This window comes from Hydrogenophilus hirschii (assembly GCF_054656675.1).
This window is the reverse complement of record NZ_BAAHXQ010000001.1, coordinates 1,004,570-1,027,774: the sequence shown is the minus strand read 5'-3', so window position 1 is coordinate 1,027,774 and position 23,205 is coordinate 1,004,570. Positions and strand designations below refer to the sequence as shown.

General features: G+C 62.0%; 21 protein-coding genes. All 21 read left to right on the top strand.

Annotation, left to right across the window (positions count from 1 at the left end; translation table 11 throughout):
* The first annotated feature begins 5 nt into the window (after positions 1-5).
* The 21 genes from ACYQ4Z_RS05020 (at position 6) to ACYQ4Z_RS04920 (ending at position 23,205) form a co-directional block, all read left to right on the top strand.
* On the top strand, positions 6-2,384 hold the full coding sequence (locus ACYQ4Z_RS05020; RefSeq protein WP_459860250.1) for an AAA family ATPase: 2,379 nt from the start codon (positions 6-8) through the stop codon (positions 2,382-2,384).
* Between the two features lie 14 nt (positions 2,385-2,398).
* The gene (locus ACYQ4Z_RS05015) at positions 2,399-3,424 is read left to right on the top strand and encodes a YbgA family protein (RefSeq protein ID WP_119336107.1); all 1,026 of its coding nucleotides are present in this window, start codon (positions 2,399-2,401) and stop codon (positions 3,422-3,424) included.
* A 223-nt stretch (positions 3,425-3,647) separates the two neighbouring features.
* Positions 3,648-5,315, top strand: coding sequence for an acetolactate synthase large subunit (ilvB, locus tag ACYQ4Z_RS05010; RefSeq protein ID WP_219971276.1), 1,668 nt, complete (start codon positions 3,648-3,650; stop codon positions 5,313-5,315).
* A gap of 16 nt (positions 5,316-5,331) precedes the next feature.
* Positions 5,332-5,646: an acetolactate synthase small subunit gene (gene ilvN, locus ACYQ4Z_RS05005; RefSeq protein WP_119335223.1), complete on the top strand. Its 315-nt coding sequence runs from the start codon at positions 5,332-5,334 to the stop codon at positions 5,644-5,646.
* A 42-nt stretch (positions 5,647-5,688) separates the two neighbouring features.
* Complete coding sequence (gene aroC, locus ACYQ4Z_RS05000; protein WP_219971274.1) at positions 5,689-6,828, top strand: chorismate synthase; 1,140 nt, start codon at positions 5,689-5,691, stop codon at positions 6,826-6,828.
* Between the two features lie 18 nt (positions 6,829-6,846).
* On the top strand, positions 6,847-8,031 hold the full coding sequence (locus tag ACYQ4Z_RS04995; RefSeq protein ID WP_219971245.1) for an MFS transporter: 1,185 nt from the start codon (positions 6,847-6,849) through the stop codon (positions 8,029-8,031).
* A 28-nt stretch (positions 8,032-8,059) separates the two neighbouring features.
* On the top strand, positions 8,060-9,472 hold the full coding sequence (leuC, locus tag ACYQ4Z_RS04990) for a 3-isopropylmalate dehydratase large subunit (RefSeq protein WP_459860247.1): 1,413 nt from the start codon (positions 8,060-8,062) through the stop codon (positions 9,470-9,472).
* Complete coding sequence (locus ACYQ4Z_RS04985; RefSeq protein WP_119335219.1) at positions 9,472-9,591, top strand: entericidin A/B family lipoprotein; 120 nt, start codon at positions 9,472-9,474, stop codon at positions 9,589-9,591. The genes leuC and ACYQ4Z_RS04985 overlap by 1 nt, the downstream gene beginning before the upstream one ends.
* A 2-nt stretch (positions 9,592-9,593) precedes the next feature.
* Complete coding sequence (gene leuD / locus ACYQ4Z_RS04980; RefSeq protein ID WP_219971241.1) at positions 9,594-10,238, top strand: 3-isopropylmalate dehydratase small subunit; 645 nt, start codon at positions 9,594-9,596, stop codon at positions 10,236-10,238.
* A gap of 2 nt (positions 10,239-10,240) precedes the next feature.
* Positions 10,241-11,308: a 3-isopropylmalate dehydrogenase gene (gene leuB / locus ACYQ4Z_RS04975; protein ID WP_459860245.1), complete on the top strand. Its 1,068-nt coding sequence runs from the start codon at positions 10,241-10,243 to the stop codon at positions 11,306-11,308.
* Between the two features lie 26 nt (positions 11,309-11,334).
* On the top strand, positions 11,335-12,480 hold the full coding sequence (asd, locus tag ACYQ4Z_RS04970) for an aspartate-semialdehyde dehydrogenase (RefSeq protein WP_219971233.1): 1,146 nt from the start codon (positions 11,335-11,337) through the stop codon (positions 12,478-12,480).
* Positions 12,481-12,529: 49 nt separating this feature from the next.
* Entirely contained in the window at positions 12,530-15,520 is a 2,991-nt protein-coding gene (locus tag ACYQ4Z_RS04965; RefSeq protein ID WP_459860242.1) for a motility hub landmark protein FimV, read from the top strand.
* Positions 15,520-16,098, top strand: a complete 579-nt coding sequence (locus tag ACYQ4Z_RS04960) for a hypothetical protein (RefSeq protein ID WP_219971229.1) — start codon at positions 15,520-15,522, stop codon at positions 16,096-16,098. The genes ACYQ4Z_RS04965 and ACYQ4Z_RS04960 overlap by 1 nt, the downstream gene beginning before the upstream one ends.
* A complete protein-coding gene (truA, locus tag ACYQ4Z_RS04955) occupies positions 16,095-16,916 on the top strand; it encodes a tRNA pseudouridine(38-40) synthase TruA (protein WP_459860240.1) in 822 nt (273 codons plus the stop codon). The genes ACYQ4Z_RS04960 and truA overlap by 4 nt, the downstream gene beginning before the upstream one ends.
* Positions 16,913-17,575, top strand: a complete 663-nt coding sequence (locus ACYQ4Z_RS04950) for a phosphoribosylanthranilate isomerase (protein WP_459860239.1) — start codon at positions 16,913-16,915, stop codon at positions 17,573-17,575. Before truA ends, ACYQ4Z_RS04950 begins: the two co-directional genes overlap by 4 nt.
* A gap of 16 nt (positions 17,576-17,591) precedes the next feature.
* On the top strand, positions 17,592-18,818 hold the full coding sequence (gene trpB, locus ACYQ4Z_RS04945; protein WP_219971206.1) for a tryptophan synthase subunit beta: 1,227 nt from the start codon (positions 17,592-17,594) through the stop codon (positions 18,816-18,818).
* Entirely contained in the window at positions 18,815-19,666 is an 852-nt protein-coding gene (gene trpA / locus ACYQ4Z_RS04940; RefSeq protein ID WP_119335210.1) for a tryptophan synthase subunit alpha, read from the top strand. Before trpB ends, trpA begins: the two co-directional genes overlap by 4 nt.
* 2 nt (positions 19,667-19,668) lie before the next feature.
* Entirely contained in the window at positions 19,669-20,535 is an 867-nt protein-coding gene (gene accD, locus ACYQ4Z_RS04935; RefSeq protein ID WP_219971899.1) for an acetyl-CoA carboxylase, carboxyltransferase subunit beta, read from the top strand.
* Positions 20,532-21,863: a bifunctional tetrahydrofolate synthase/dihydrofolate synthase gene (folC, locus tag ACYQ4Z_RS04930; protein WP_459860238.1), complete on the top strand. Its 1,332-nt coding sequence runs from the start codon at positions 20,532-20,534 to the stop codon at positions 21,861-21,863. Before accD ends, folC begins: the two co-directional genes overlap by 4 nt.
* Entirely contained in the window at positions 21,830-22,708 is an 879-nt protein-coding gene (locus tag ACYQ4Z_RS04925; RefSeq protein ID WP_459860237.1) for an SPOR domain-containing protein, read from the top strand. The genes folC and ACYQ4Z_RS04925 overlap by 34 nt, the downstream gene beginning before the upstream one ends.
* Positions 22,705-23,205, top strand: a complete 501-nt coding sequence (locus ACYQ4Z_RS04920) for a CvpA family protein (protein WP_119335206.1) — start codon at positions 22,705-22,707, stop codon at positions 23,203-23,205. The genes ACYQ4Z_RS04925 and ACYQ4Z_RS04920 overlap by 4 nt, the downstream gene beginning before the upstream one ends.

Genomic DNA, 23,205 nt, shown 5'->3' with positions numbered 1-23,205 from the left:
GACAGATGACCCAAATCGCCACGCTCGACCCGCAATCGTTGTACCGTCGTACCCAGCTCGACACGCAACCGGTACCCGATTCGACCCATCGCCCCCCGTTCGTCGGACAGGACGCGGCGCTGGAAACGCTTGCTTTGGCATTGGCAGATGCCAGGCGCGGCCACGTCGTGCTCATGGCACCACCCGGTTACGGGCGCCACGCGATCGCGCGGTGGGCCGCGGAACGGGCAGCACGCCTCCGACCGCCGCCGCATGATCTTCTCTACGTTCCCCGGTTCGACGATCCGTTGCGTCCGCAATTGCTGCGGTTGCCTGCAGGTAAAGGGCGGGAATTCGCTGCAGCAGTCGAACGACTCGTGCAGCGATTGCCCGAACTGGTGCGCGGCGCGCTCACCGCCGATCCCCACCGGACGCGGATCGAGGCACTCATGAAGCGGCACCAAGAGCGACAGCAGCAGGCGCTTGCCGAGATTCGCGACGGGTGTGCGGGTGATCGCCTCAAGCTGCTCCAAACCGACGATGGTTGGGCGCTCGTTCCCACGGATGAGCACGGCGAACCCTTTACGCCGGAGGCTTTTGCCGCGTTGCCCGACGCAGAGCAAGAGCGTTGGGAAAAGCGGGTAGCGCGCTGGCGCGACCGGTTGGCTGCGGTGTTGGCTCGTTTCCCGGAATGGGACGAGGCGCTGGCTGATGCGATCGACGCGGCTGAGCGGGAGGCGCTCGAGCCCGTGGCTCGTCACCTGTTGCACCCCCTTCGTGCGGCTTTTGCCGATTTTCCCGAGGTGATTGCCTACCTCGACGCATTCGAAGCGGAACTCGTTATGGGGCCGCGGCCCTGGTTGGCGCGCGACGGTACCGAGGTCCTGATCGACGAAGCGGTTCTGGCGCACTATCTCGTCAACCCATCCGTTGTCCATGAGGCTCAGGCGCATGCCCCAGTCTGTTTGGGGGAGAACATTTCCCATGCAACGCTCGTCGGATGGGTGGAAAGCGAAGTGGTCGAAGATGAACGGATCTCCGACCATCGCCATATCCGGGCCGGGCATTTGGCCCAGGCTGCCGATGGGTTTCTGCTCGTCGACGCAACGGCGTTGCTCGCCGACAGCGACGCCTGGCAAGCACTCAAACGGACTCTGGCGACGCAGCGGGTAGAGGTCGCCCCACCCCCCGCCCAAACCCGCTGGGGGGCGCTGCCGCTCGTGCGCCCCGATCCCATCCCTTTTGCCGGACAAGTCATCCTCATCGTTACCCCAGAAATTTATGAGGCGTTGCGCGACCTCGACGAGACTTTTACCACCCTCTTTCCTTGGGTGGTCGAACTGGAGCACACCGTCCCGCGAACCCCAGAAAACGAAGCACGGTACGCAGCGGTGTTGCGGCAACTCCTTGCAGATGACGGGGACGACGGGCCGGAGGTGAGCGACGACGCGATCGCGCGCGCGCTCGAAGCGGCGGCGCGTGCCGCGGAAGATCAGCAGCGGCTGGCATTGACCGTAGGGCGCTTCGCCGGGTTGCTGCGCGAAGCTGCGGCATGGGCGCAGGCGCAAGGGCGGCAGGTGGTGGCGCGGCAGGATGTCGAGGCGGCGGTTCGTGCCCGTTTCGCGCGAACCGGTTCTGAGTGGCGTGAAACGATTGCGGCGATCGCCAACGGGACCCACCTCATTACCACTTGCGGAAGCCGCGTCGGGCAGGTCAATGGCTTGGTCGTGTTCGAAAGCGGCGAAGAAGCGTATGGCCACCCCATCCGAATTACTGCGTCGGTGCGGATGGGAGGGGAGGGCGAAGTACTCGACATCGAGCGGGAAAGCGAACTCGGGGGTTCGATTCACAGCAAAGGAGTGATGATTCTTGCTGCGTTCCTGAGTGGCCGTTTTGGTCGCCGGCGGCCACTTGCGCTTTCCGCAACCCTGGTGATGGAGCAGTCCTACGGCTTTGTCGAAGGGGATTCAGCATCGTTGGCCGAAGCGCTCGCGCTCCTCTCGGCGATTGCGGGGGTGCCGCTTGAGCAATCGATCGCAGTGACCGGGTCGATCAACCAGTTCGGTGAGGTGCAGGCCGTTGGCGCGATCAACGAAAAAATCGAAGGGTGGTATGCGGTCTGTGCAGCGGCTGGGCTCGACGGCAGCCACGGTGTGATCCTACCTGCCGCGAACTGCCGCCATTTGATGCTGGATGATGCGGTAATCGCTGCGGTGCGTGCAGGCCGCTTTCACCTTTGGCCGGTGCGCTCGGTCGATGAAGCCGCGGCGGTACTTACTGGTCGCCCGATTCGTGGTCCCCAAAGTTTGCCTGCGCGCGTTGCCGATGCGCTTGCCCATTTCGCGCGTTGGCATGACGAGAAGGGGGCGAGTTGGCGCCGCCCGTGGCAACGGCGGCGCGAATGAGTTGCGAGGTGGAGATGACGGTTCCGAGCGAAGCGTCCAAACGCGCGCGACAAAAAGGAGATAAGCCCGACTTTCCTCGGCTGCGTCTTGCCGCCAGTGGTTGCCTACTCGGTCAGCCAGTGCGGTACAACGGTGGCCACGCGCAGGACGATTTTGTTCAGCGTTTGCGTCATTACGCCGATTTTTCTCCTTTCTGTCCCGAAGCACCCGTTTTGGGAACCCCGCGCGAGACGATCCGTCTGGTTTCGGTCGATGGGAAAGTGCGGGTTCGGGGCACCGTGAGTGGCACGGACGTCACCGAGGCAATCGAAGCGAGCTGCGAACGGCAGGCGCTTGCGGTGTTGGCCTACCAGCCCGACGGTGTGATCGTGAAGTCGAAGTCACCGACGTGCGGTTTGGAGCGTGTCAAACTCTACCGCGAGGATGGCGTCTGGCAAAGTCCGCGTGACCCCGTGACCTCGGGGCGGTTCACTGCGCGGCTTCTCACTGCCGCTCCGTTCTTGCCAATCGAAGAGGAAGGGCGACTCCACGATGCGTGGCTGCGTGAGCAGTTCATGCTGCGCGTCTATACCCGAGCACGCTGGCGGACCTTTGTGACGTCGGAACCGGTCACGGTGGCGGGGTTACAACGGTTTCACCGCCGCCACAAGCTGATCCTGTTGGCAAGGAACGAGATGATCCTGCGCCGACTGGGGGCGCTGGTTGCTGCCGCAACGTCGGAGAACCTGTCCCAAACACTCGCCCTCTACGATAAGCTCCTCAATGAAGCCTTTGCAACCGCTTCGTCGCGTCGCCGTTTGCGCAATGTCTTTCACCACGTTCTGGGGTATTTCAAAACGGTGCTCCGTTCTGAGGAGAAGCGTTTTTACCTGCAAACGCTCGACGAGTTCATCGCGGGTGTGGTACCGCTCATTACCGTGATCAAGGTGTGGGAAGGACTGTTGTTGCGCCGGCCGCACCCCTATCTGGCGGAGCAGATCTTTTGGCATCCCTATCCACCTGAACTCGCGTTGCGTTCCGCGGTGAGTGCAACGCGGTGAGTGGTTGCATTTCGCGAACGGATGTGCTAAAAATGCGACAAGTCATTTATAAGACTTGCGTTTGAGAAAACACGTGATGTCGTACACCTCTCTCCTTCTGGTCGTAGTAGTCGTCGTAAGCCAGCCAATCGGCCGGAGGGCGGGCGTGTAGCCAGTAACGGTAAGCAACCCAGCAAACCCCTCCGGCGACCCCGGAGGGGTTTTTGTTTTAGAGGAGTCGAAAATGGAGACGATGACCGGGGCCGAATTGATGGTGCGGCTCTTGGAACGGCAGGGGATCACCCAACTCACAGGCATTCCCGGCGGGGCGATCCTTCCCTTTTACGACGCATTGGCGCAACGAGGGACGATCGAACACATCCTGGCGCGTCATGAGCAAGGGGCAGGTTTCATCGCGCAAGGCATGGCGCGGGTGACGGGGCGAGCGGCGGTGTGCGTCGCATCGAGCGGTCCAGGCGCCACCAACCTGCTCACCGCGATTGCCGATGCGCACCTCGATTCGATTCCGCTCGTCGCGATCACCGGTCAGGTGCCTCTGGCGATGGTGGGTACCGACGCGTTTCAGGAGGTCGACGTCTATGGCATGTCGATCCCGATCACCAAGCACAATTTTTTGGTGCGCTCGGCCGCCGAACTGTTGGAGGTGATTCCGCAAGCGTTTCGTCTGGCGCAAAGCGGTCGGCCCGGTCCGGTACTCGTCGATGTTCCGAAAGACGTCCAGAATCAGAAAGTGAGTTTTGAGCACTGGCCGGATCCAGGAGCGCGCGAACCAGGCCCAGAAATCCCCATGGAAGCGATCGAACAGGCGGCCACGTTGATCAACGAAGCGGAGCGACCGGTGCTCTATCTTGGCGGGGGGGTTGTTGCAAGCGAAGCTGCGTCGCTTGCGGTGGCACTTGCCGAACAGGCATCGATGCCCACCGTGATGACGCTGATGGGGCTGGGCGCGATGCCGGTCGACCATCCGCTCTCATTGGGGATGCTCGGCATGCACGGCGCGCGCTACGCCAATTTCGCGGTGCAAGAAAGCGACCTCTTGGTAGTGGTGGGCGCGCGTCTCGACGACCGAGCGGTTGGCAAGGCCAGCGCGTTCGCTCCAAACGCCAAGATCGTTCACGTCGATATCGACCGCGCCGAATTCGGCAAGATCAAAACGCCGTACCTTGCGGTTCATGCCGACGTGAAAGCGGCGCTTGCGGCGCTGTTGCCACGCGTGCGGCCGCAGATGCGCAAGCGGTGGCTTTCGCACGTCGCAGCGCTCAAGGCGCGTTATCCGCTCGCGATGCCCGGGCGAGACGACGTGCGCCAGCACTACGGTCTCATCGCGGCAGTTGCCGAAGCGCTCGACGATTCAGCGGTGGTGGTGACCGACGTGGGCCAACACCAGATGTGGGCCGCGCAGGCCTATCCGTTGCGGCGACCGCGGCAATGGCTCACCTCGGGCGGATTGGGGACGATGGGGTTTGGTTTGCCCGCTGCGATCGGCGCAGCGCTTGCCGAACCGCAGCGGACCGTGGTGCTGTTTACGGGCGACGGCAGTATCAAAATGAACATCCAAGAGTTGGCAACCCTTGCCGAGCTGCAAGCCAACGTCAAGATCGTCTTGATGGACAACCGCTCTTTGGGACTTGTCTATCAGCAACAAAACCTCTTCTACGGCAAACGGGTGATTGCGTCCCGCTATGATCATGGGGTCGATTTCGTCACCGTGGCGCGGGGGTTTGGCGTTCCCGCGTTCGATCTCGATGGCGTGGCGGACCCGAAAGCAGCACTTGCCGAGGCGCTGACCACACCCGGCCCGGTCTTCATCCGTTGTCCGATCGATGCCGAGGCGTTCGTCTATCCCATGGTGCCTCCCGGGGCAGCGAACACCGAAATGATCGAGGCGTAACGACAAGGAGCAAGCGATGATCGAACAGGTAGCAGAGCCGCTGCCGACGAGCGGTTTCGAGAAAACGGTTTTGGAGCTCGAAGTAAATAACCATCCGGGAGTGATGAGCCATATCGTCGGGCTCTTTGCACGACGGGCGTTCAACGTCGAAGGGATTTTGTGTATGCCGTTGCCTGACGGGACGGTGAGTCGCATTTGGCTCCTGGTCTTTGCCGACCAGCGGCTGGAACAGCTCATCAAACAGCTGGAAAAATTGGTCGACGTCCGTTCGGTCCGTCAGCATGGGGCGGACCACGACGTCTTTGTTCAGGCAGAGCGCTTCTTCCGCTGACGCGTGCGATAATCGCCCTTTCCAGACGTTCAGGAACGGCGGATGAGTGGTAACACCTTCGGGCAGCTTTTTCGCGTGACGACCTTTGGCGAGTCGCATGGACCCGCGCTCGGGTGCGTGATCGACGGGTGTCCTCCCGGGCTTGCGATCGACGCTGCGGAAATTCAGCGGGAATTGGATCGGCGCAAACCGGGCACGAGCCGTTTCGTGACGCAGCGGCGCGAGCCGGACCGCGTCGAGATCCTCTCGGGGGTCTTCGAAGGGGTGACCACGGGCACGCCCATTGCGCTCCTTATTCGCAACGAAGATCAGCGCTCGAAAGATTACGGCAAGATCGCATCTACGTTCCGTCCGGGGCATGCCGACTACCCCTATCTGATGAAATACGGGATTCGCGACTATCGAGGGGGGGGACGCGCTTCGGCGCGCGAAACCGCGGCGCGTGTTGCAGCCGGGGCGATCGCGAAGAAGTGGTTGCACGCCCATTACGGGATCGTGATTCGTGCGTTCCTGGCGCAGATGGGGCCGATTGCGATTCCGTTCGTTTCGTGGGACGAGGTCGACCGCAATCCCTTTTTCGCGCCCAACGCGGAAATCGTTCCCGAACTTGAAACCTATCTCGATGAAGTCCGTCGTGCGGGCGATTCGGTCGGCGGCAAAGTGACGGTCATCGCTAGCCACGTGCCAGTGGGGTGGGGGGAACCGGTCTTTGGCAAGATCGACGCGGAAATCGCCTACGCGATGATGGGCATCAACGCGGTCAAAGGGGTCGAGATCGGTGACGGAATGGCGGTTGCCGCGCAACACGGTAGCGAACATGGCGACGAAATCACGCCGGAAGGTTTTGTGAGCGACCACGCCGGGGGGATGCTCGGCGGTATCAGCACTGGGCAACCGATCATCGTCCATCTGGCGATCAAGCCCACTTCGAGTATTCGGATTGCGAAGCGATCGATCACCATCACAGGCGAGCCCACCGAAGTGGTGACCACTGGCCGCCACGACCCGTGCGTCGCGCTTCGGGCGGCACCGATCGCCGAAGCGATGCTTGCGCTGGTATTGATCGACCAGGCGTTGCGTCACCGGGCGCAATGTGGCGATGTGACGCCCCCCCTTCGCCCGGTTCCTGGGGTTGCACCGCAGGGTCAGTTGCCGTTTCCGCTTCCCCCTGAAGCGCCGTAGCGCACCGTTTGCTGCGCGATGAGTACCGCGCGTTTCCCCTTCTGGCCGCTTGCGGGTTATCAGTTTTTCTATTTTGCTTTCATCGGTATCTTTTCTCCCTACTTTCCGCTCTACCTCGACGCGGTGGGGTGGGGCGCCGGGGCGATCGCGGCGTTGATGGTCGTGATGCAAGCGGCGCGTATCGTCGCGCCAACGCTCTGGTCGCTCTGGGCTGGAAATCGTTACGAACGCATGCGCCAAGTGGTGCGCTGGGCGCCCCTTGCCGCGGTCGGCGGGTTTTCGCTCTTCTATTTTTCGGACGACGTGCAAGCGGCGCTCGTCGCGGTTGGGATCGTCGCGTTTTTCTGGAGTGGGGCGCTTCCGCTTGTCGAAGCGTTGACGTTGGCCCATCTGGGCCGGGCGGTGCGGCGCTATCCATTGATCCGGCTCTGGGGGTCGGTGGGGTTCATCGTGGCCGTGGTGGGTGTGGGGGTGTGGCTCGAAATCATGCCGTTGCCCACGGTTCGTGACTGGATTCTGCTGGTCCTGGTGTTGCTCACCCTCTTGGGGTGGACACTGCCGCTACCATCGGATCCTCCTGCGTCAACCACGCCGCAGCGCGCAAACTGGCGGTGGTGGCGCGCGCCGGCGGTGCGCTGGTTTTTGGGCGCGGTCTGCCTGATGTCGGTAGCGCACGGGGCGCTCTACACTTTTTTTTCGTTGCACCTTACGCTCATCGGCTATAGCAAGGTCACGATCGGGATCTTGTGGGCGTTGGGGGTGATTGCCGAAATCGCCCTTTTTTTGATTCTGCCCCGTCTGACCCAGCAATGGGGCGTTGCCTGGCCGTTTGTCGTAACGTTCGCCGTGGCCACGCTGCGCTTCCTGCTCATCGGTTGGTTGGCGGAGTCGCTCGTCTGGGTGGTGGTCGCCCAGCTCATGCACGCGGTCACCTTTGCGCTCTACCACGGTTGCGCCGTGCAACTCGTCAACGGTTGGTTTGGGGCACGGGCACCGGCGTTGGGGCAGGCCCTTTACAGCAGCCTCTCTTTTGGTTTGGGAGGGATGATCGGCTCGGCTTTGGCGGGCGTTGTCTGGACACACGGTGGCCCTGGGTGGACGTTTACCGCATCGAGCGTCGCGGCGCTGGGGGGTTTTGTCGCCGCGTGGCGGAGCGTGCGCACCGCGACACCATTTGTCAGAGCAAACGGTCCTATGGAATAATTGCACGATCCAACAAAGGAAAGATGGGATGGCAGGCAAAACGCTTTACGACAAACTCTGGGACGCCCATCTCGTTCGGCAAGATCCGGACGGAACGGCGCTCATCTACATCGATCGGCATCTGGTTCACGAGGTGACCAGCCCGCAGGCGTTCGAAGGGCTGCGCTTGGCGGGGCGAAAACCGTGGCGAATCGATTCGGTCGTTGCCACCGCTGACCACAACGTGCCGACGGATCCGCAAGAGGCTGAAATCAAAGACCCGGTCTCGCGTGAACAGGTGGTGACGCTCGACGCCAATATCCGCGCGTTCGGGGCACTGGCCTATTTTCCCTATCGCGACACCCGACAGGGGATCGTCCATGTGATCGGACCGGAAACTGGAGCTGTCCTACCCGGGTTGACTGTGGTTTGTGGCGATTCCCATACCTCGACGCACGGGGCGTTTGCCTGCTTGGCGCACGGTATCGGCACGTCGGAAGTCGAGCATGTCCTGGCCACGCAGTGTCTGGTCGCGAAAAAATCGAAGAATATGCGCATCTGGGTCGATGGTGCGCTTCCGGAAGGCGTCATGGCGAAGGACCTGATTCTGGCGATCATCGGCAAGATCGGTACCGCAGGCGGAACAGGGCACGCGATCGAATTTGCGGGGCCTGCCGTTGCTGCACTCTCGATGGAAGGGCGGATGACCGTCTGCAACATGGCGATCGAAGCCGGTGCCCGTGTGGGGATGGTCGCGGCGGACGACAAAACCATCGACTATTTTGCCGACAAACCCTTTGCGCCGAAAGGAGCGTTGTGGGAACAAGCGGTCGCTTATTGGCGGACGCTTACGAGCGACGACGACGCCCATTTCGATCAGGAAATTCATCTCGATGGGAGAACGCTGGTACCGATGGTCACCTGGGGTACCAACCCGGAGCAGGTGACGACGGTAGACGGCGTCGTTCCGGACCCCGAATCGTTTTCTGACCCGGTGAAGTGCGCTGCGGCGAAACGGGCGCTCGAATACATGGGGCTCACGCCCGGAACGAAGATCAGCGAAATTTCCGTCGATCAGGTATTCATCGGGTCGTGTACCAATTCTCGCATCGAAGATCTGCGCGAAGCGGCACGCGTGGTTCAGAAATTGGGCCGCGGTAAAGCGGAAAACGTCAAACGCGTGCTCGTCGTGCCTGGGTCTGGGCAGGTGAAAGCCCAAGCCGAAGCCGAAGGCCTCGATCGGATCTTTCGTGCAGCTGGTTTCGAGTGGCGTGCGCCGGGCTGTTCGATGTGTCTGGGAATGAATCCCGATCAGTTACGACCTGGTGAGCGCTGCGCCTCGACCTCGAACCGCAATTTCGAAGGGCGTCAAGGGCCGGGCGGACGTACCCATCTGGTGAGCCCCGCGATGGCGGCTGCCGCGGCGATTTTCGGCCATTTCGTCGATGTTCGGAGCCTGTGATGCGTGCAACTCTGCTCTTTTTGCTTGTCTCGACATTCTTGATGGGCTGCAACACGGTGCAGGGAGTGGGTAAAGATCTCGAAAAAGTGGGCGAGGTCATTCAACAAAAGGCTAAGTAATCATGCAACCTTTTACCGTTCATGAAGGAATCGTCGCGCCGCTGGATCGCGCAAACGTCGATACCGATGCGATCATACCGAAGCAGTTTCTGAAATCCGTGCGCCGCAGCGGTTTTGGTCCCTACCTCTTCGACGAATGGCGCTATTTGGACCGTGGCGAACCCGGGATGGACTGCAGTCAGCGGCCCAAAAATCCCGATTTCGTCCTCAATCAGCCCCGGTATGCCGGAGCCACCATTCTGCTCGCGCGGGAAAATTTCGGTTGTGGCAGTTCCCGCGAGCATGCGCCGTGGGCGCTGGTCGATTACGGCTTTCGCGCGATCATTGCGCCGAGCTTTGCCGATATCTTCTATAACAACAGTTTCAAGAACGGTCTGTTGCTCATCACCTTGCCTGCGGATACGGTCGACCAACTCTTTGCCGAGTGCGTGGCAACCCCGGGCTATCGCTTGAAGATCGACCTTGCGCAGCAGACAGTCACCAAACCGGATGGTTCGCAATTGCGTTTCTCGATCGACCCATTCCGCAAGGAGTGTCTACTGAACGGGTGGGATGAGATCGGTCTGACCCTCAGGCATGCCGACGAAATTCGTGCGTTCGAAGCACAGTACCGTGAACGCTACCCCTTCTATTTCGTGAAAGGATGACCATGTCGGTTACCAAAAAGGTCTGTCTGCTCCCGGGTGATGGCATCGGACCGGAGATCGTTGCCGAAGCCGTCAAAGTGCTGAAAGCGTTACAGCTTCCGCTCGAATTCGAAACCGCGCTCCTTGGCGGTGCTGCAGTCGATGCCACGGGCGAACCCTATCCCGAAGCAACGCAGACGCTCGCGCGCGAAGCCGACGCGGTTTTGTTGGGTGCTGTTGGCGGCCCGAAGTGGGATACGCTTCCCCGTCCGCAGCGGCCGGAACTGGGCCTGTTGGCGATCCGCAAAGACTTGAACCTCTTTGCCAACCTGCGCCCGGCGATCCTCTATGACGAACTGGCCGCGACTTCGACCCTCAAGCCGGAGGTGGTTGCCGGGCTCGACATTCTGATCGTGCGCGAATTGACAGGCGACATCTACTTTGGTGAGCCGCGTGGGATCGAGGTGCGCAACGGCGAGCGCGTCGGGTTCAACACGATGATCTATTCGGAAGCCGAGATCCGGCGGATTGGTCGCATCGCGTTCGAGGCGGCACGCAAACGGCGCAAGCACCTCTGCTCGGTCGACAAGATGAACGTGCTCGAAACGACGCAGCTGTGGCGTGACGTGATGAACGAACTCGCGCCGGAATACCCCGACGTGACGCTCACCCACATGCTGGTCGACAATGCCGCGATGCAGTTGGTTCGCGCGCCGAAACAGTTCGACGTGATCGTCACCGGCAATATGTTCGGCGACATCCTTTCGGACGAAGCGGCGATGCTCACCGGGTCGATCGGCATGCTTCCTTCGGCGTCACTCAACGAAACGGGCAAAGGGCTCTACGAGCCGTGTCATGGTTCCGCCCCCGATATCGCGGGGCAGGGGGTTGCGAACCCGCTTGCGACGATCCTTTCGGCAGCGATGATGTTGCGTTACAGTTTCGGTTGGGAAGACCCGGCAACGGCCATCGAGCGCGCAGTGCAGAAGGTCCTGGCGCTAGGGCTTCGCACACGCGATATCGCCGCGCCTGGAGATACGGTCGTAGGAACCGCGGCGATGGGTGACGCGGTAGTCGCGGCATTGGCTTGACTTTTCGATAATGGGAGTGGAACACGATGGCAAAACCACGCGTGGGTTTGATCGGTTGGCGTGGCATGGTCGGCTCTGTCCTCATGCAACGGATGACCGAAGCGGGCGATTTCGCGCATATCGAACCGGTCTATTTTTCCACGTCGGCGGCCGGGAAGCCCGCGCCGACCTTTGGCGGTGTGACACCCGAACTGCCGCTGCAAGACGCATACCACATCGACGCGTTGAAACCCATGGATATCATCGTCACCTGTCAAGGGGGCGATTACACGAAAGCGGTCTACCGCAAACTTCGTGATGCCGGGTGGCAAGGGCACTGGATCGACGCCGCGAGCGCGTTGCGCATGCAACCCCATACCGTGATCGTGCTCGATCCGGTGAACCGACCCGTGATCGACGCGGCATTGGCGAACGGTGGGCGCGATTGGATCGGCGGCAACTGTACCGTTTCCCTGATGCTCATGGCAATTGGTGGTTTGTTTCAAGCCGGCTTGGTCGAATGGGTGAGTGCGATGACCTACCAGGCCGCGTCCGGCGCCGGGGCGCAAAACATGCGCGAACTCTTGCAGCAGATGGGGCGGCTCTACCAGGCGGTGGAACAGGAACTCGCCGATCCTGCGAGCGCGATTCTGGAGATCGACCGGAAAGTCACCGAAACGATGCGGTCGCCCGATTTTCCCACCCAGCATTTCCGCGGTGCGCCGCTTGCGGGAAGTCTCATTCCCTGGATCGACGTCCCGGTCGAGCACGGACAGTCGAAAGAGGAGTGGAAAGGGGGTGCGGAGTGCAACAAAATCCTGGGGTTGCCCCCTTTCCGTTCGCCCGGCTCGATCCCGATCGACGGCATCTGTGTGCGGATTGGGGCGATGCGGTGTCATTCGCAAGGGCTGACCATCAAGTTAAAGCGCGATGTACCGTTAACGGAGCTCGAAGCGCTGATCGCCAATGCCAACGAATGGGTGAAAGTGGTGCCCAACGAACGGGAAATCACGGAGCGTGAGCTGACGCCCGCGGCGGTTTCCGGAACACTCACCGTTCCCGTTGGGCGGCTGCACAAATTGGCGATGGGTCCTGAGTACCTCGGCGCCTTTACCGTAGGGGATCAGCTCCTTTGGGGGGCAGCGGAACCGTTACGGCGCATGTTGCGCATTTTGTTGGAACAGCGTTCCTGACAGGACGGGCGGAGAACGGCTCGGAAACGTAGGAAAAGGGGGGACAACCGTGGCCGCACCACAACATCGCATGAAAAAATGGTTGCTTGCCGTGACAGGCGGTTTGGCGTTGTCGCCAGCCTTTGCTGCAAGTTTGGGCGAGTTGACGGTTGCTTCCCGCCTGGGCGAGCCCTTGACTGCGTATGTGACGGTGCAAGCCGACGCTTCTGAACTGCGTTCGATGGTGGTGCGGCTTGCGGACGAAGCGGCGTATCGCGACGCCGGAATCACACCGTCTCCGCTCCTACCGAAACTCTCTGCCCGACTGATTCCGCGCGGCGCGGGGTGGGCGGTCGAGCTCAAGACGCGCGAGCCAGTTCGTGATCCGTTCGTCAATGTCCTGCTCGATTTGCGTTGGAACGGAGGGCGGATCCTTCGTGAATACGCGATTTTGATCGACCCGCCCGAATACGCGCTGCCCACGCAACCCGTTTTGCCCAAAGCAGTTGCCGCAACCCGCGCGGTTGCCGAGCCGAACACCCAGGGGCATTCGAAGGCACGTACACCAGCGGATCCGTTCGTTCCGAACACACCCGGAACGCGGTGGGTGCGTCCGGGTGATACGTTGATGAAAATCGCTCGCGAAACGCAGCCGCGTGGTGTGCCGCTCGAGGTCGTCCTCTATGCGCTTTGGCAGAAAAACCCGGAAGCATTCCTCAACAACGACATCAATCGGCTTCAGGCAGGCGTGCGGCTTCGTCTCCCCACACCAGACGAACTGACCCGGGTACCGGTTGCCGAAGCGCGGAGCGCGGTCGGAGCGCAGCTCAAAGGTGCGTTGGCTGTCCATCAACAGCGCGTTGCCGAAAAGCCTGCGGTCGTCGCCGAAAAACCCGCTGCCGCCGCGAAAGGTTCGGTCGTTGCCCGTGCGTCGGTCACCGAAACCGAGCCCAGCGCCCAAGCGCACGACCAGGTCGAGGTCAAACCCATTCAGCTGGTTCCGCCTACCGAAAAGGGAGAGAGCGAAACCCTGAACGCGGCACCCTCAGACTCTGTTCCTCTCGAAGACTGGCTGGCGCTGAAAGGGGATCTGGAAGAAGCGCGCGATCGCATCGCGGTGCTCGAGCAGCAGCTTGCGCAGATTACGAAATTGCTGGAAGTGCAAAATGGGCTTTTGGCCCAATTGCAGCAGCAGGCGATCGCGCAACAAGGAACGAAGGCGACCGCAACGCCACCCGCGCATTCCGAAGCGCAAGGTGTGGAACCGGCTGCGATTTCGCCGCGGCAAAGCGAGCCGGAAAAAATGGCCGCAGCTCAACCCGAAGAGAAAGGGGAAGCGTCGGCGCCGCCTCAGAAAACGGAAACGGAAAAGCCAGCAGTATCTGACGCAGCGAAAACACCTCCGAAAGCGCCGGCAGATGCTCCTCTGCCACGCTCGACCGAACCCAGTTTTCTCGAGTTCCTTCTCGAGCAACCGGCGCTGCTGGCAGGGGCGGGTGGCGCCGTACTGCTGTTGGTCGCGCTCCTCATCATGCGGCAACGCAAACAACGGGAAGGTGACGACCATTCTCCAGCCGCTGAGGCGATTGGCCCTGCGACGCAGTCGGAAACGCAGACTGCGCAGGGCACCCAAGCCACTCAGCTCAAGACCCTCAGCACCGAACCCACGCCGTCGCGGCTTTCGGCGGCTTCCGGGCAAGAGGTTGACACCTCCGCCAGTATTTTGGGGGCCGATTTCACGCAGGTCGCGTTCAACGCGCTGCAAGCGGACGAGGGGATCGACCCGGTGGCGGAAGCTGAGGTGTTGCTTGCCTACGACCGCGACCAGCAGGCCGAAGAGATTCTGCTCGATGCGCTCAAAGAGACCCCGGATCGGCCGCAGATCCCGTTGAAATTGCTCGAGGTCTATGGCAAACGGGGTGACCGGCAACAGTTCGACCACTATTTCGATATGGTAGCAGCACTGACCGGGCGCAGTGGCAAAGAGTGGGATCGCGCAGTATCCCTGCATGAACGGTTCTTTGGCCCGATGCCGGGTGCGCAGAGCGCGCCACTTGCTGCCGCAACGGATGCCGCGGATCAAACCGACGAAGAGACGCTGCGCTTCGACGACGTGGAAACGCCTACTGAGCCGCAAGCCGCATTGGAAGGGGCGTCCGATGTGGGGGTTGAAGGAGCCCCAGAATCGTCACCAGAGCCGTCGACAGAAGCGCCGCTCGATTTTGCGCTCGACTTCGATACGGCGCAGAGCAAGGAAGCGGTACGTAGGGGCGAAACCCCGGAGCAAAGCCACGAGAAGAACGATACCGACGTAGAAACCCAAGTCGATGCCGTTGAGACAGCGCGTCAACCCGAAGCGGCATCGGAGCCGGAACTCGAGCTCGATATCGATCTTGATCTCGACGATCTCGATTTCGATCTCGAGCTCGAATCGGAACGGAAACCACAAACCGAATCCGAGCCCACACCGGAACGCCCGGAGGGCGACGCGTTTGGCGAAATGGCCGAATCGCTCGAACCGCAGACCGAAACGCCATCATCCGATGTGCCGCCCAACCAGCCCGAATCTGCTGAGCCTCCCAAGTCGCTCGAAGCGGAAGAGGAGATCACGCTTCCTGATCTCGACCTCGACGCCGAGCTCGAAACCGAACAACCCATGCAACCGGAAGGCGAACCGACATCGGAAGCGAAAAGTTCTGCCGAATCCACAACGGACGAATCCATGGTGACGGCGCCTGAGGACGCCACCGTGCCTGACGAACCGCAGTCGCCTGCTGAAGAAGAACAGGCAGAGCAACCCACCTCAGAAGCCAAAGAACCCGCAACGGAGCCCTCTGTAGACCTTTCGGTACTTCCCGAGGTCGACCTCGAAACGGTGATGCAAGAAGAGGGGGAAGCGCCAGAAGCCGAAATCGACGACAGCCGTCTTCAGCTTGCGCTAGCGTATCTCGATATGGAGGATTTCGAAGGGGCTCGCGAGTTGCTCGAAGAGGTTGTGCGTGATGGCAGCCCCGAAGCGAAAGCCAAAGCCGAGTCCCTGTTGGCACAGCTTTCGGGTTGATGGGGCGCGCTGGGTCGGTGCGGATCCCTTATGCTTTTCGGGTCTGGCTCTGGATTGCCGGCGCGGTGGCGCTTCAGGCCGTTACCTCGCTGTCGCTCCTTTCGCTCGCAACACTGGTCGTCGTGGGGGCGGCGATTGCAATCGACCGGGCCCGTTTCGTGCGGCTACTGCGCCGGATCCGCTGGTTGTTGCTGAGCATCGTGATCCTCTTTGGTTGGATGACGCCGGGAACGGCGATCGTGCCGTTCTGGGTTGCGTTGATGCCAACCTTTGAGGGGCTGGAATTGGCGGTGCTGCATGGCCTGCGCCTATTGGCGTTGGTCGCATGGTTGATTTTCTGGTTCGCGTGGTTACCCATCCCCGAACAGCCGACAGCGCTGTATCGCGCGTTTTTTCCCTTGGTCTGGTTCGGCGTTCCGCTGGAACGCTTCGCGGTGCGTCTGGCGCTCATCCTCGACGGACTCGATGCGCTGGCGAAAGCGCCGGTCCGGCTTCGGGACTGGCGCCACCTGCCGCGCTGGCTCGAAGGGGAGGACGACGCAGCTGAGTCGTGTCGTCAGAAGGCGGGTTTGCGATGACCGAGCCGCAACGGTGGTTGCTGTTGGTCGCATACGCGGGGGATCGGTTCCACGGGTGGCAAAGCCAACCGTCGGGACAAACGGTTCAGGACCATCTGGAACGTGCGATTGCTGCGATCGCCCAGCACCCGGTTCGTGTCCATTGCGCGGGGCGAACCGACGCCGGTGTCCATGCGCTCGCGCAGGTGGTCCATTTCGATACCGTCGTGCACCGCCTGGCAAGCGCGTGGCAGCGGGGAGTGAACGCACACCTCCCGCCGGGAATCGCGGTGTGGCACGCCCAGCCGGTATCGCGACGGTTTCACGCGCGTTTTGGCGCGCGGGCGCGGCGTTACCGCTACCTGCTTCTGGTGGGTGCGGCGCCACCGGCACAATGGTGCGGAAAAGTAGGATGGTTTCACCGCCCGCTCGACGGCGAAGCGATGCAACGGGCGGCGCAATACTGGGTGGGTACCCACGATTTCAGCGCCTTTCGTGCGGCACAATGTCAGGCGAGATCGCCGATTCGGACCGTCACCGCAGCAACGGTCACGGCAATTCCCGGCGGGTTCGCGTTCGACTTCGAAGCCGACGGCTTTTTGCACCATATGGTGCGCAATTTCGTCGGCACCCTGGTCGCGATCGGCAAAGGGTATGCGCCACCGGAATGGGCAGCGGAGCTGCTTACCCACCGTGATCGCACGCGCGCAGCGCCCACTTTCATGCCCGACGGGCTCTACTTCTGCGGCGCCGATTATGGCGCGGTGTCGGAACTTCCTGGCGGCGGGCGAATCATCAAAGTCCCGCACTTGGCGATCGACGGGGAGATAGCGACGTGACCACAGAAGGTAACCGGCGGATCCGAGTCAAGATTTGTGGCCTGACGCGCGCGATCGATGTGTGCGCGGCGGTCGAGGCTGGTGCCGATGCGCTTGGGTTCGTCTTCTATCCCGCTAGTCCCCGTGCCGTGACGGTGGCGCAGGCACGCGCGCTTGCGCGTGACGTGCCGCCGTTCGTGAGTATCGTCGCGCTCTTTGTCGATCCATCGGTCGCCGAGGTCGCTGCGGTCTTGGACGCGCTCCCCATGGCGCTCCTACAGTTTCATGGGCAGGAAATGCCCGAATTTTGTCGCCAGTTCCACCGGCCGTACCTCAAAGCCTTTCCGGCTCGATCGCAAGCGATGCTCGCCCAGGCGCTCGTCCGCTACCCCGATGCGTGCGGCTGGCTCGTCGATACGCCGACGGTACAACACGGCGGTAGTGGGAAAACGTTCGACTGGACGGTATTGCCGCCCCCTGAAGCGCGGACACGACCCCTTGTACTTGCCGGTGGTTTGACCGCGGAAAACGTTGCCGAAGCGATCGCACGCGTGCGCCCATGGGCCGTTGACGTCAGCAGCGGCGTCGAAAGCGCGAAAGGGATCAAAGATCGCGGTAAAATCGTGCGGTTCCTCTCAGCGGTACGCAAAGCCGAAAACGACTTTGCCGCTTCTCATTGATGGAGACCAGACGAGCATGAACGCCCCCCAACACAAGGCAACAGTGCAACCCTACGCCTATCCCGACGCAAACGGCCATTTTGGTCCTTACGGAGGCGTGTTCGTCGCCGAAACGCTGATTCCTGCGCTCGAAGCGCTCACCGAAGCGTATGAAGCGGCGAAGGACGATCCGGCGTTTCGTGCTGAATTCGAAGCCGATCTCAAACACTACGTCGGGCGTCCGAGCCCGATCTACCATGCGAAACGTTGGTCGGAGGCGTTGGGTGGGGCGCAGATCTACCTCAAACGCGAAGACCTCAACCATACCGGGGCGCACAAGATCAACAACTGCATCGGGCAGGCGCTTTTGGCGCGCCGGATGGGCAAACCGCGCGTGATCGCCGAAACGGGCGCCGGGCAACATGGGGTCGCGACCGCAACGGTCGCAGCCCGATTCGGGCTCAAATGCGTCGTCTATATGGGGGCAGAGGATGTCCAGCGGCAGGCAGCGAACGTCTATCGCATGAAGCTCTTGGGTGCCGAGGTCGTGCCGGTCCATTCAGGGTCGAAAACCCTCAAAGATGCGCTTAACGAAGCGCTGCGTGACTGGGTCACCAATGTTGCGGACACCTTCTACATCATCGGAACCGTGGCCGGTCCCCACCCCTATCCGATGATGGTTCGCGATTTCCAAGCGGTGATCGGACGCGAATGCCTCGAACAGATGCCGGCGCTCGTCGGGCGACAGCCCGACTACGTGGTCGCGTGTGTTGGCGGGGGATCGAACGCGATCGGCATCTTCTATCCCTACCTTCCGTACGAATCGGTGCGGCTCATTGGGGTCGAAGCCGCCGGCGAGGGGATCGCCACCGGGCGACATGCCGCGAGCCTCACCGCTGGCCGTCCAGGGGTGCTCCACGGCAACCGAACCTATCTCTTGCAAAACGAAGATGGGCAGATCATCGAAACCCATTCGATCTCGGCTGGCCTCGACTACCCGGGGGTTGGGCCGGAGCACGCGTGGCTGAAAGAGATCGGCCGTGCGGAATACGTTGCGGTGACCGACGACGAGGCGCTGGCTGCGTTTCACGACCTGTGTCGCTACGAAGGCATCATCCCTGCGCTCGAATCGTCGCATGCGCTCGCGTACGCAGCCAAGATTGCGCCGACATTGGCCAAAGATCGGATCCTTTTGGTGAACCTCTCAGGGCGTGGCGACAAAGACATGCATACCGTTGCCCAGCGTTCGGGGATCACGCTATGAATGCTGCTTCCAACCGCATCGACACCCGGTTCGCACGCCTTGCTTCCGAGCAGCGCAAAGCGCTGATTCCGTTCGTGACCGCGGGTTTCCCCACTCCGGAAGTAACCGTCCCGCTCATGCACGCGATGGTGGCGGCTGGGGCCGACCTGATCGAATTGGGCGTGCCTTTTTCCGACCCGATGGCAGACGGCCCGACGATTCAGCGCGCCAGTGAACAGGCGCTCGCAAACGGGCAGACGTTGGCGAAAACGCTCGCGATGGTCGAAGCGTTTCGCGCGCAAGACCGTGAGACTCCCGTCGTCCTGATGGGGTACCTCAATCCGATCGAAGCGATGGGGTGGACACGTTTCGTCTCCGAAGCCGCACGCGTGGGGGTCGACGGGGTGCTCACCGTCGACCTGCCTCCCCAAGAGGCGCACGAACCGGCTCGGTTGCTCCAAGCAGCTGGGATCGCACCGATCTTTCTATTGGCACCCACCTCGCCAGAGACGCGCGCACGGGTGGTTGGCGAACTCGGTCGCGGCTACGTCTACTATGTGTCGCTCACCGGCGTGACAGGCGCAGGGCACCTCGACGTTGCCGCGGTGACTGAGCGCCTAGAAGCGTTGCGGCAGTGGGTCACGTTGCCCATTGCCGTGGGGTTTGGGGTCAAAGACGCTCAGTCGGCGCAAGCGATTGCCAAAGTAGCCGATGCTGTGGTCGTCGGTAGCCGTTTGATCGAAGCGATCGACGCCGATCCGGCCAACGCCATTGCCGCAGTCTCCGAATTGCTCACCACGCTGCGTGCAGCAGTCGATACGGTAGCGGCAACGGCGGAACCGCGCGGTAGCGAGAAAGGAAACGAATGACGATGAACTGGTTGGACAAGATCATTCCGCCGGGTATTCGGCGGGTCACGAGTGGGGTGCGCAAAAGCGTACCCGAAGGGTTGTGGACCAAATGCCAGGGGTGCGAAGCGGTACTCTATTCCGCCGACCTCGAAGCCAATCTGCGCGTCTGTCCCCAGTGTGGCCACCACCACCGTTTGGGCGCGCGCGCGCGACTCGACGCGCTACTCGACCCGGAAGGGCGTGAACCGATCGGTGACGAAATCCGGCCAGTCGATCCGCTGCGCTTCAAGGACAGCAAGCGCTATACTGAGCGCCTCAAAGAGGCGCAGCGCGCCACCGGTGAGCACGACGCATTGGTGGTGGTTGCGGGCACCGTGGCGCAAATCCCCGTCGTCGCCGCGGCGTTCGAATTCGAGTTCATGGGCGGATCGATGGGCTCGGTGGTGGGCGAGCGCTTCGTTCGTGGGGTGCGTGCCGCAGTCGAGCGCCGCGCCGCATTCATTTCGATTGCGGCAAGCGGGGGCGCGCGCATGCAGGAGGGGCTTCTCTCCCTGATGCAGATGGCAAAGACCAACGCGGCACTGGCGCAACTGGCAGACGCTCGCTTGCCTTATCTCTCGATCCTCACCGATCCGACGATGGGCGGTGTTTCTGCCAGTTTCGCGTTCATGGGCGATCTGGTCGTCGCCGAACCGGGGGCGTTGATCGGTTTTGCCGGACCGCGCGTGATCGAACAGACCGTACGACAAACCCTGCCCAACGGGTTCCAACGTGCCGAATTCCTGCTTGAAAAAGGTGCGATCGATGCCGTGGTCGATCGCCGCGAACTCAAGCAGTGGACGGCGCGCGCCCTGAGCCTATTGATGGCCCCGTTTTTACACCCATGATCCCTTCCACGACGCCCCTTTCGCCACCGTCTGAGCACGCGTTGCCTGAGAGCGTCGACGCGTGGTTGGCGCGGATCGAGGCGCGCGGCAGTGAAGCGCGCATCGTGCTGGGATTGGAGCGCGTTCGGGCGGTTTGGCAGCGGTTGTGGGGCGATCGCCCTTTTCCCCATCCGGTGATCACCGTTGCCGGTACCAACGGCAAGGGCTCGACCTGCGCCTACCTGGAGGCAATTTATCGCGCCGCTGGCTACCGCGTCGGTTGCTATACCTCTCCGCATCTCGTGCGTTTCCACGAACGGATTCGGGTCGGCGGAGTACCGATCGAGGACGCAGCGCTCATCGCGGCGTTTACCGCGGTGGAAACGGCGCGTGACACCGTCGCCCTGACCTATTTCGAATTCGTGACCCTTGCAGCGTTGTGGCATTTTGCCCAGACATCACTCGATCTCGTCATTTTGGAAGTGGGGATGGGCGGACGGCTCGACGCCGTAAACCTGATCGATCCCGACGTTGCGATCGTCACGACCGTCGATCTCGACCACCAGGCGTGGCTGGGGCCGGACCGTGAAGCGATCGGGCGCGAGAAAGCGGGGATCTTCCGCACCGGACGTCCCGCGATCGTCGCCGATCCCAACCCCCCGCAAAGTCTTCTCAATACGGCACATGCCCTGGCTGCGCCTCTTTTTCGCATCGGGGCCGAGTTCGGGTTCGAACCGCAGGAATCCCAATGGCGGTGGTGGTCGACCGCAGCAGGGCAGCGTGCGGGTCTGCCCGCGCCCGCATTGCGTGGCGAGGGGCAGTGGCACAACGCGTCGGCTGCGTTGATGGCGGTTTCGCTGTTACGTGATCGGTTGCCGGTGCCCCAACAAGCGGTACGAGAGGGGCTGCTCACAGCGACGCTGCCGGGTCGTTTTCAACTGTTGCCGGGACGCCCCCTCTTGATCCTCGACGTTGCGCACAATCCGCAGGCCACTGCGGCGCTCGCGAAGAACCTCCGCGCGCTCCGCTTGCCCACGCCTACGTACGCGATCTTCGGCTGCTACCGTGACAAACCGGTCGAGGCGCTCGTTGCACCGCTCGTTGCCTTGATCGACCGCTGGTGGCTGGTGCCGACCCCTGGAGAACGCGGACAGGATGCAGCGGCGCTGGAACCGGTCGTTACCGCGGCAGGGGCGCGTGCCGTCACGGTTGCGAAAGATGTCGAGGCGGCGCTCGCGCAAGCGGTGAAGGAAGCTGGGCCGGATGATAAAATCGTCATATTCGGCTCCTTTTCGATCGTCGGACAGGCCTTGGCATGGCGCGACAACGTGCGCACCACGAATCCGTGACCGATCCGGTGGCTTCGTCACCCAGTGAGGCACTCTTACGGGCGCGGCGCCGCTTCTTCGGAACGCTCGCGCTCTTTCTTCTGAGTTTGCTCATCCTTCCGTTCGTGATGGATTCGGAACCCCCCGCATCGCTTCCTGCACCAACGGTTCGGCTCATCACGGAAAAGCAAGAGGTGATCACGCTTCGTTCTGGGGCGGAAACCGCTACGCATTCGGAGTCGGATGCGAATACCGCGGCGCTATCTGAGTCCGCCGCTTCCGCCACAGGGGAGATGCCAGCGGGTGCGGTGCCGCGTTCGGCTGCGGAACCCTCCTCGGGTGCTGCAGAACCTGCCGAGTCGTCTGCCGGTAGCAACGCCAAAACGCCAGAGGAGGGGCACTCGTCCCAGCAAAGTAGGGCGCGGAACCCACAAAATATGGCTCAGGATCGACTGAGCCAAAACGGGCAGAAGGCCCCTCACGAACGAACGGAAGCCAGCGCACCATCCGCAACCCCGAAGCCCACTCAAGACAAAAAGAACGTACCGATCTGGTCCGAAGCAAAACTCAGCGATACCGCTAAGGCGCAGGCCGTGCTGCGTGGGTTGGCGTCGCCGCAGCAGCCCCTTACCCAGTTCTGGTACGTTCAGGCGGGAGCGTTCCAGAACGATGCCCAGGCGGTCACAGCGGTCGAGCGGCTTCGGGACGCGGGGCTTCCTGCGTTTCTCATGCCGCAACGCTCAGGGTGGTACCGCGTTCGGGTCGCCCCTTTTGTCACCGAAGCGGACGCGGAAGCGGTAACGGGCAAAATCGCGGCGCTCGTCGGCGGCAAACCGCGCGTCGGCGCGCAGAGGATCGCGCAATGAATCCGTTCGATCTCGCTGTCGTTGCGGTGATTGCGCTCTCGGTGGTTGCGGGGATCTGGCGTGGAATCGTTGCCGAGTTGCTGTCGCTTGCCGCGTGGGGGATCGCGATCGCTGCGGGATGGTTTTGGGGAGAAGCGCTTGGTGAGCGGGTGCTGGCCACGGTCTTTTCCGATCCCCGCTTGCGCTGGTTGGGTGGTGCGGTGATCCTTGCCCTTGCGGTTTTCTTACTGAGCGCCATATTGCGCGCGCTCTTAGGCGAGGTGTTGAAAGTGACGGGTTTGGCCGCGTTCGACCGCTTTTTGGGCGCATGGTTCGGTTTGGCGCGCGGCGTGGTGGTCGTGGTTTTCGTCGCGCAAGTACTGTTGTGGTTGGGCGCGGAAAAGACCCAATGGTGGCAAGCTGCGAAGACGCGCCCGTGGGTAGAAGCCGGGTTGGCGGAAGCGCTCCTTCTCTTGCCGGATACGGTGACACAACGCGTGGTGCAAAAGGGGTCTTGA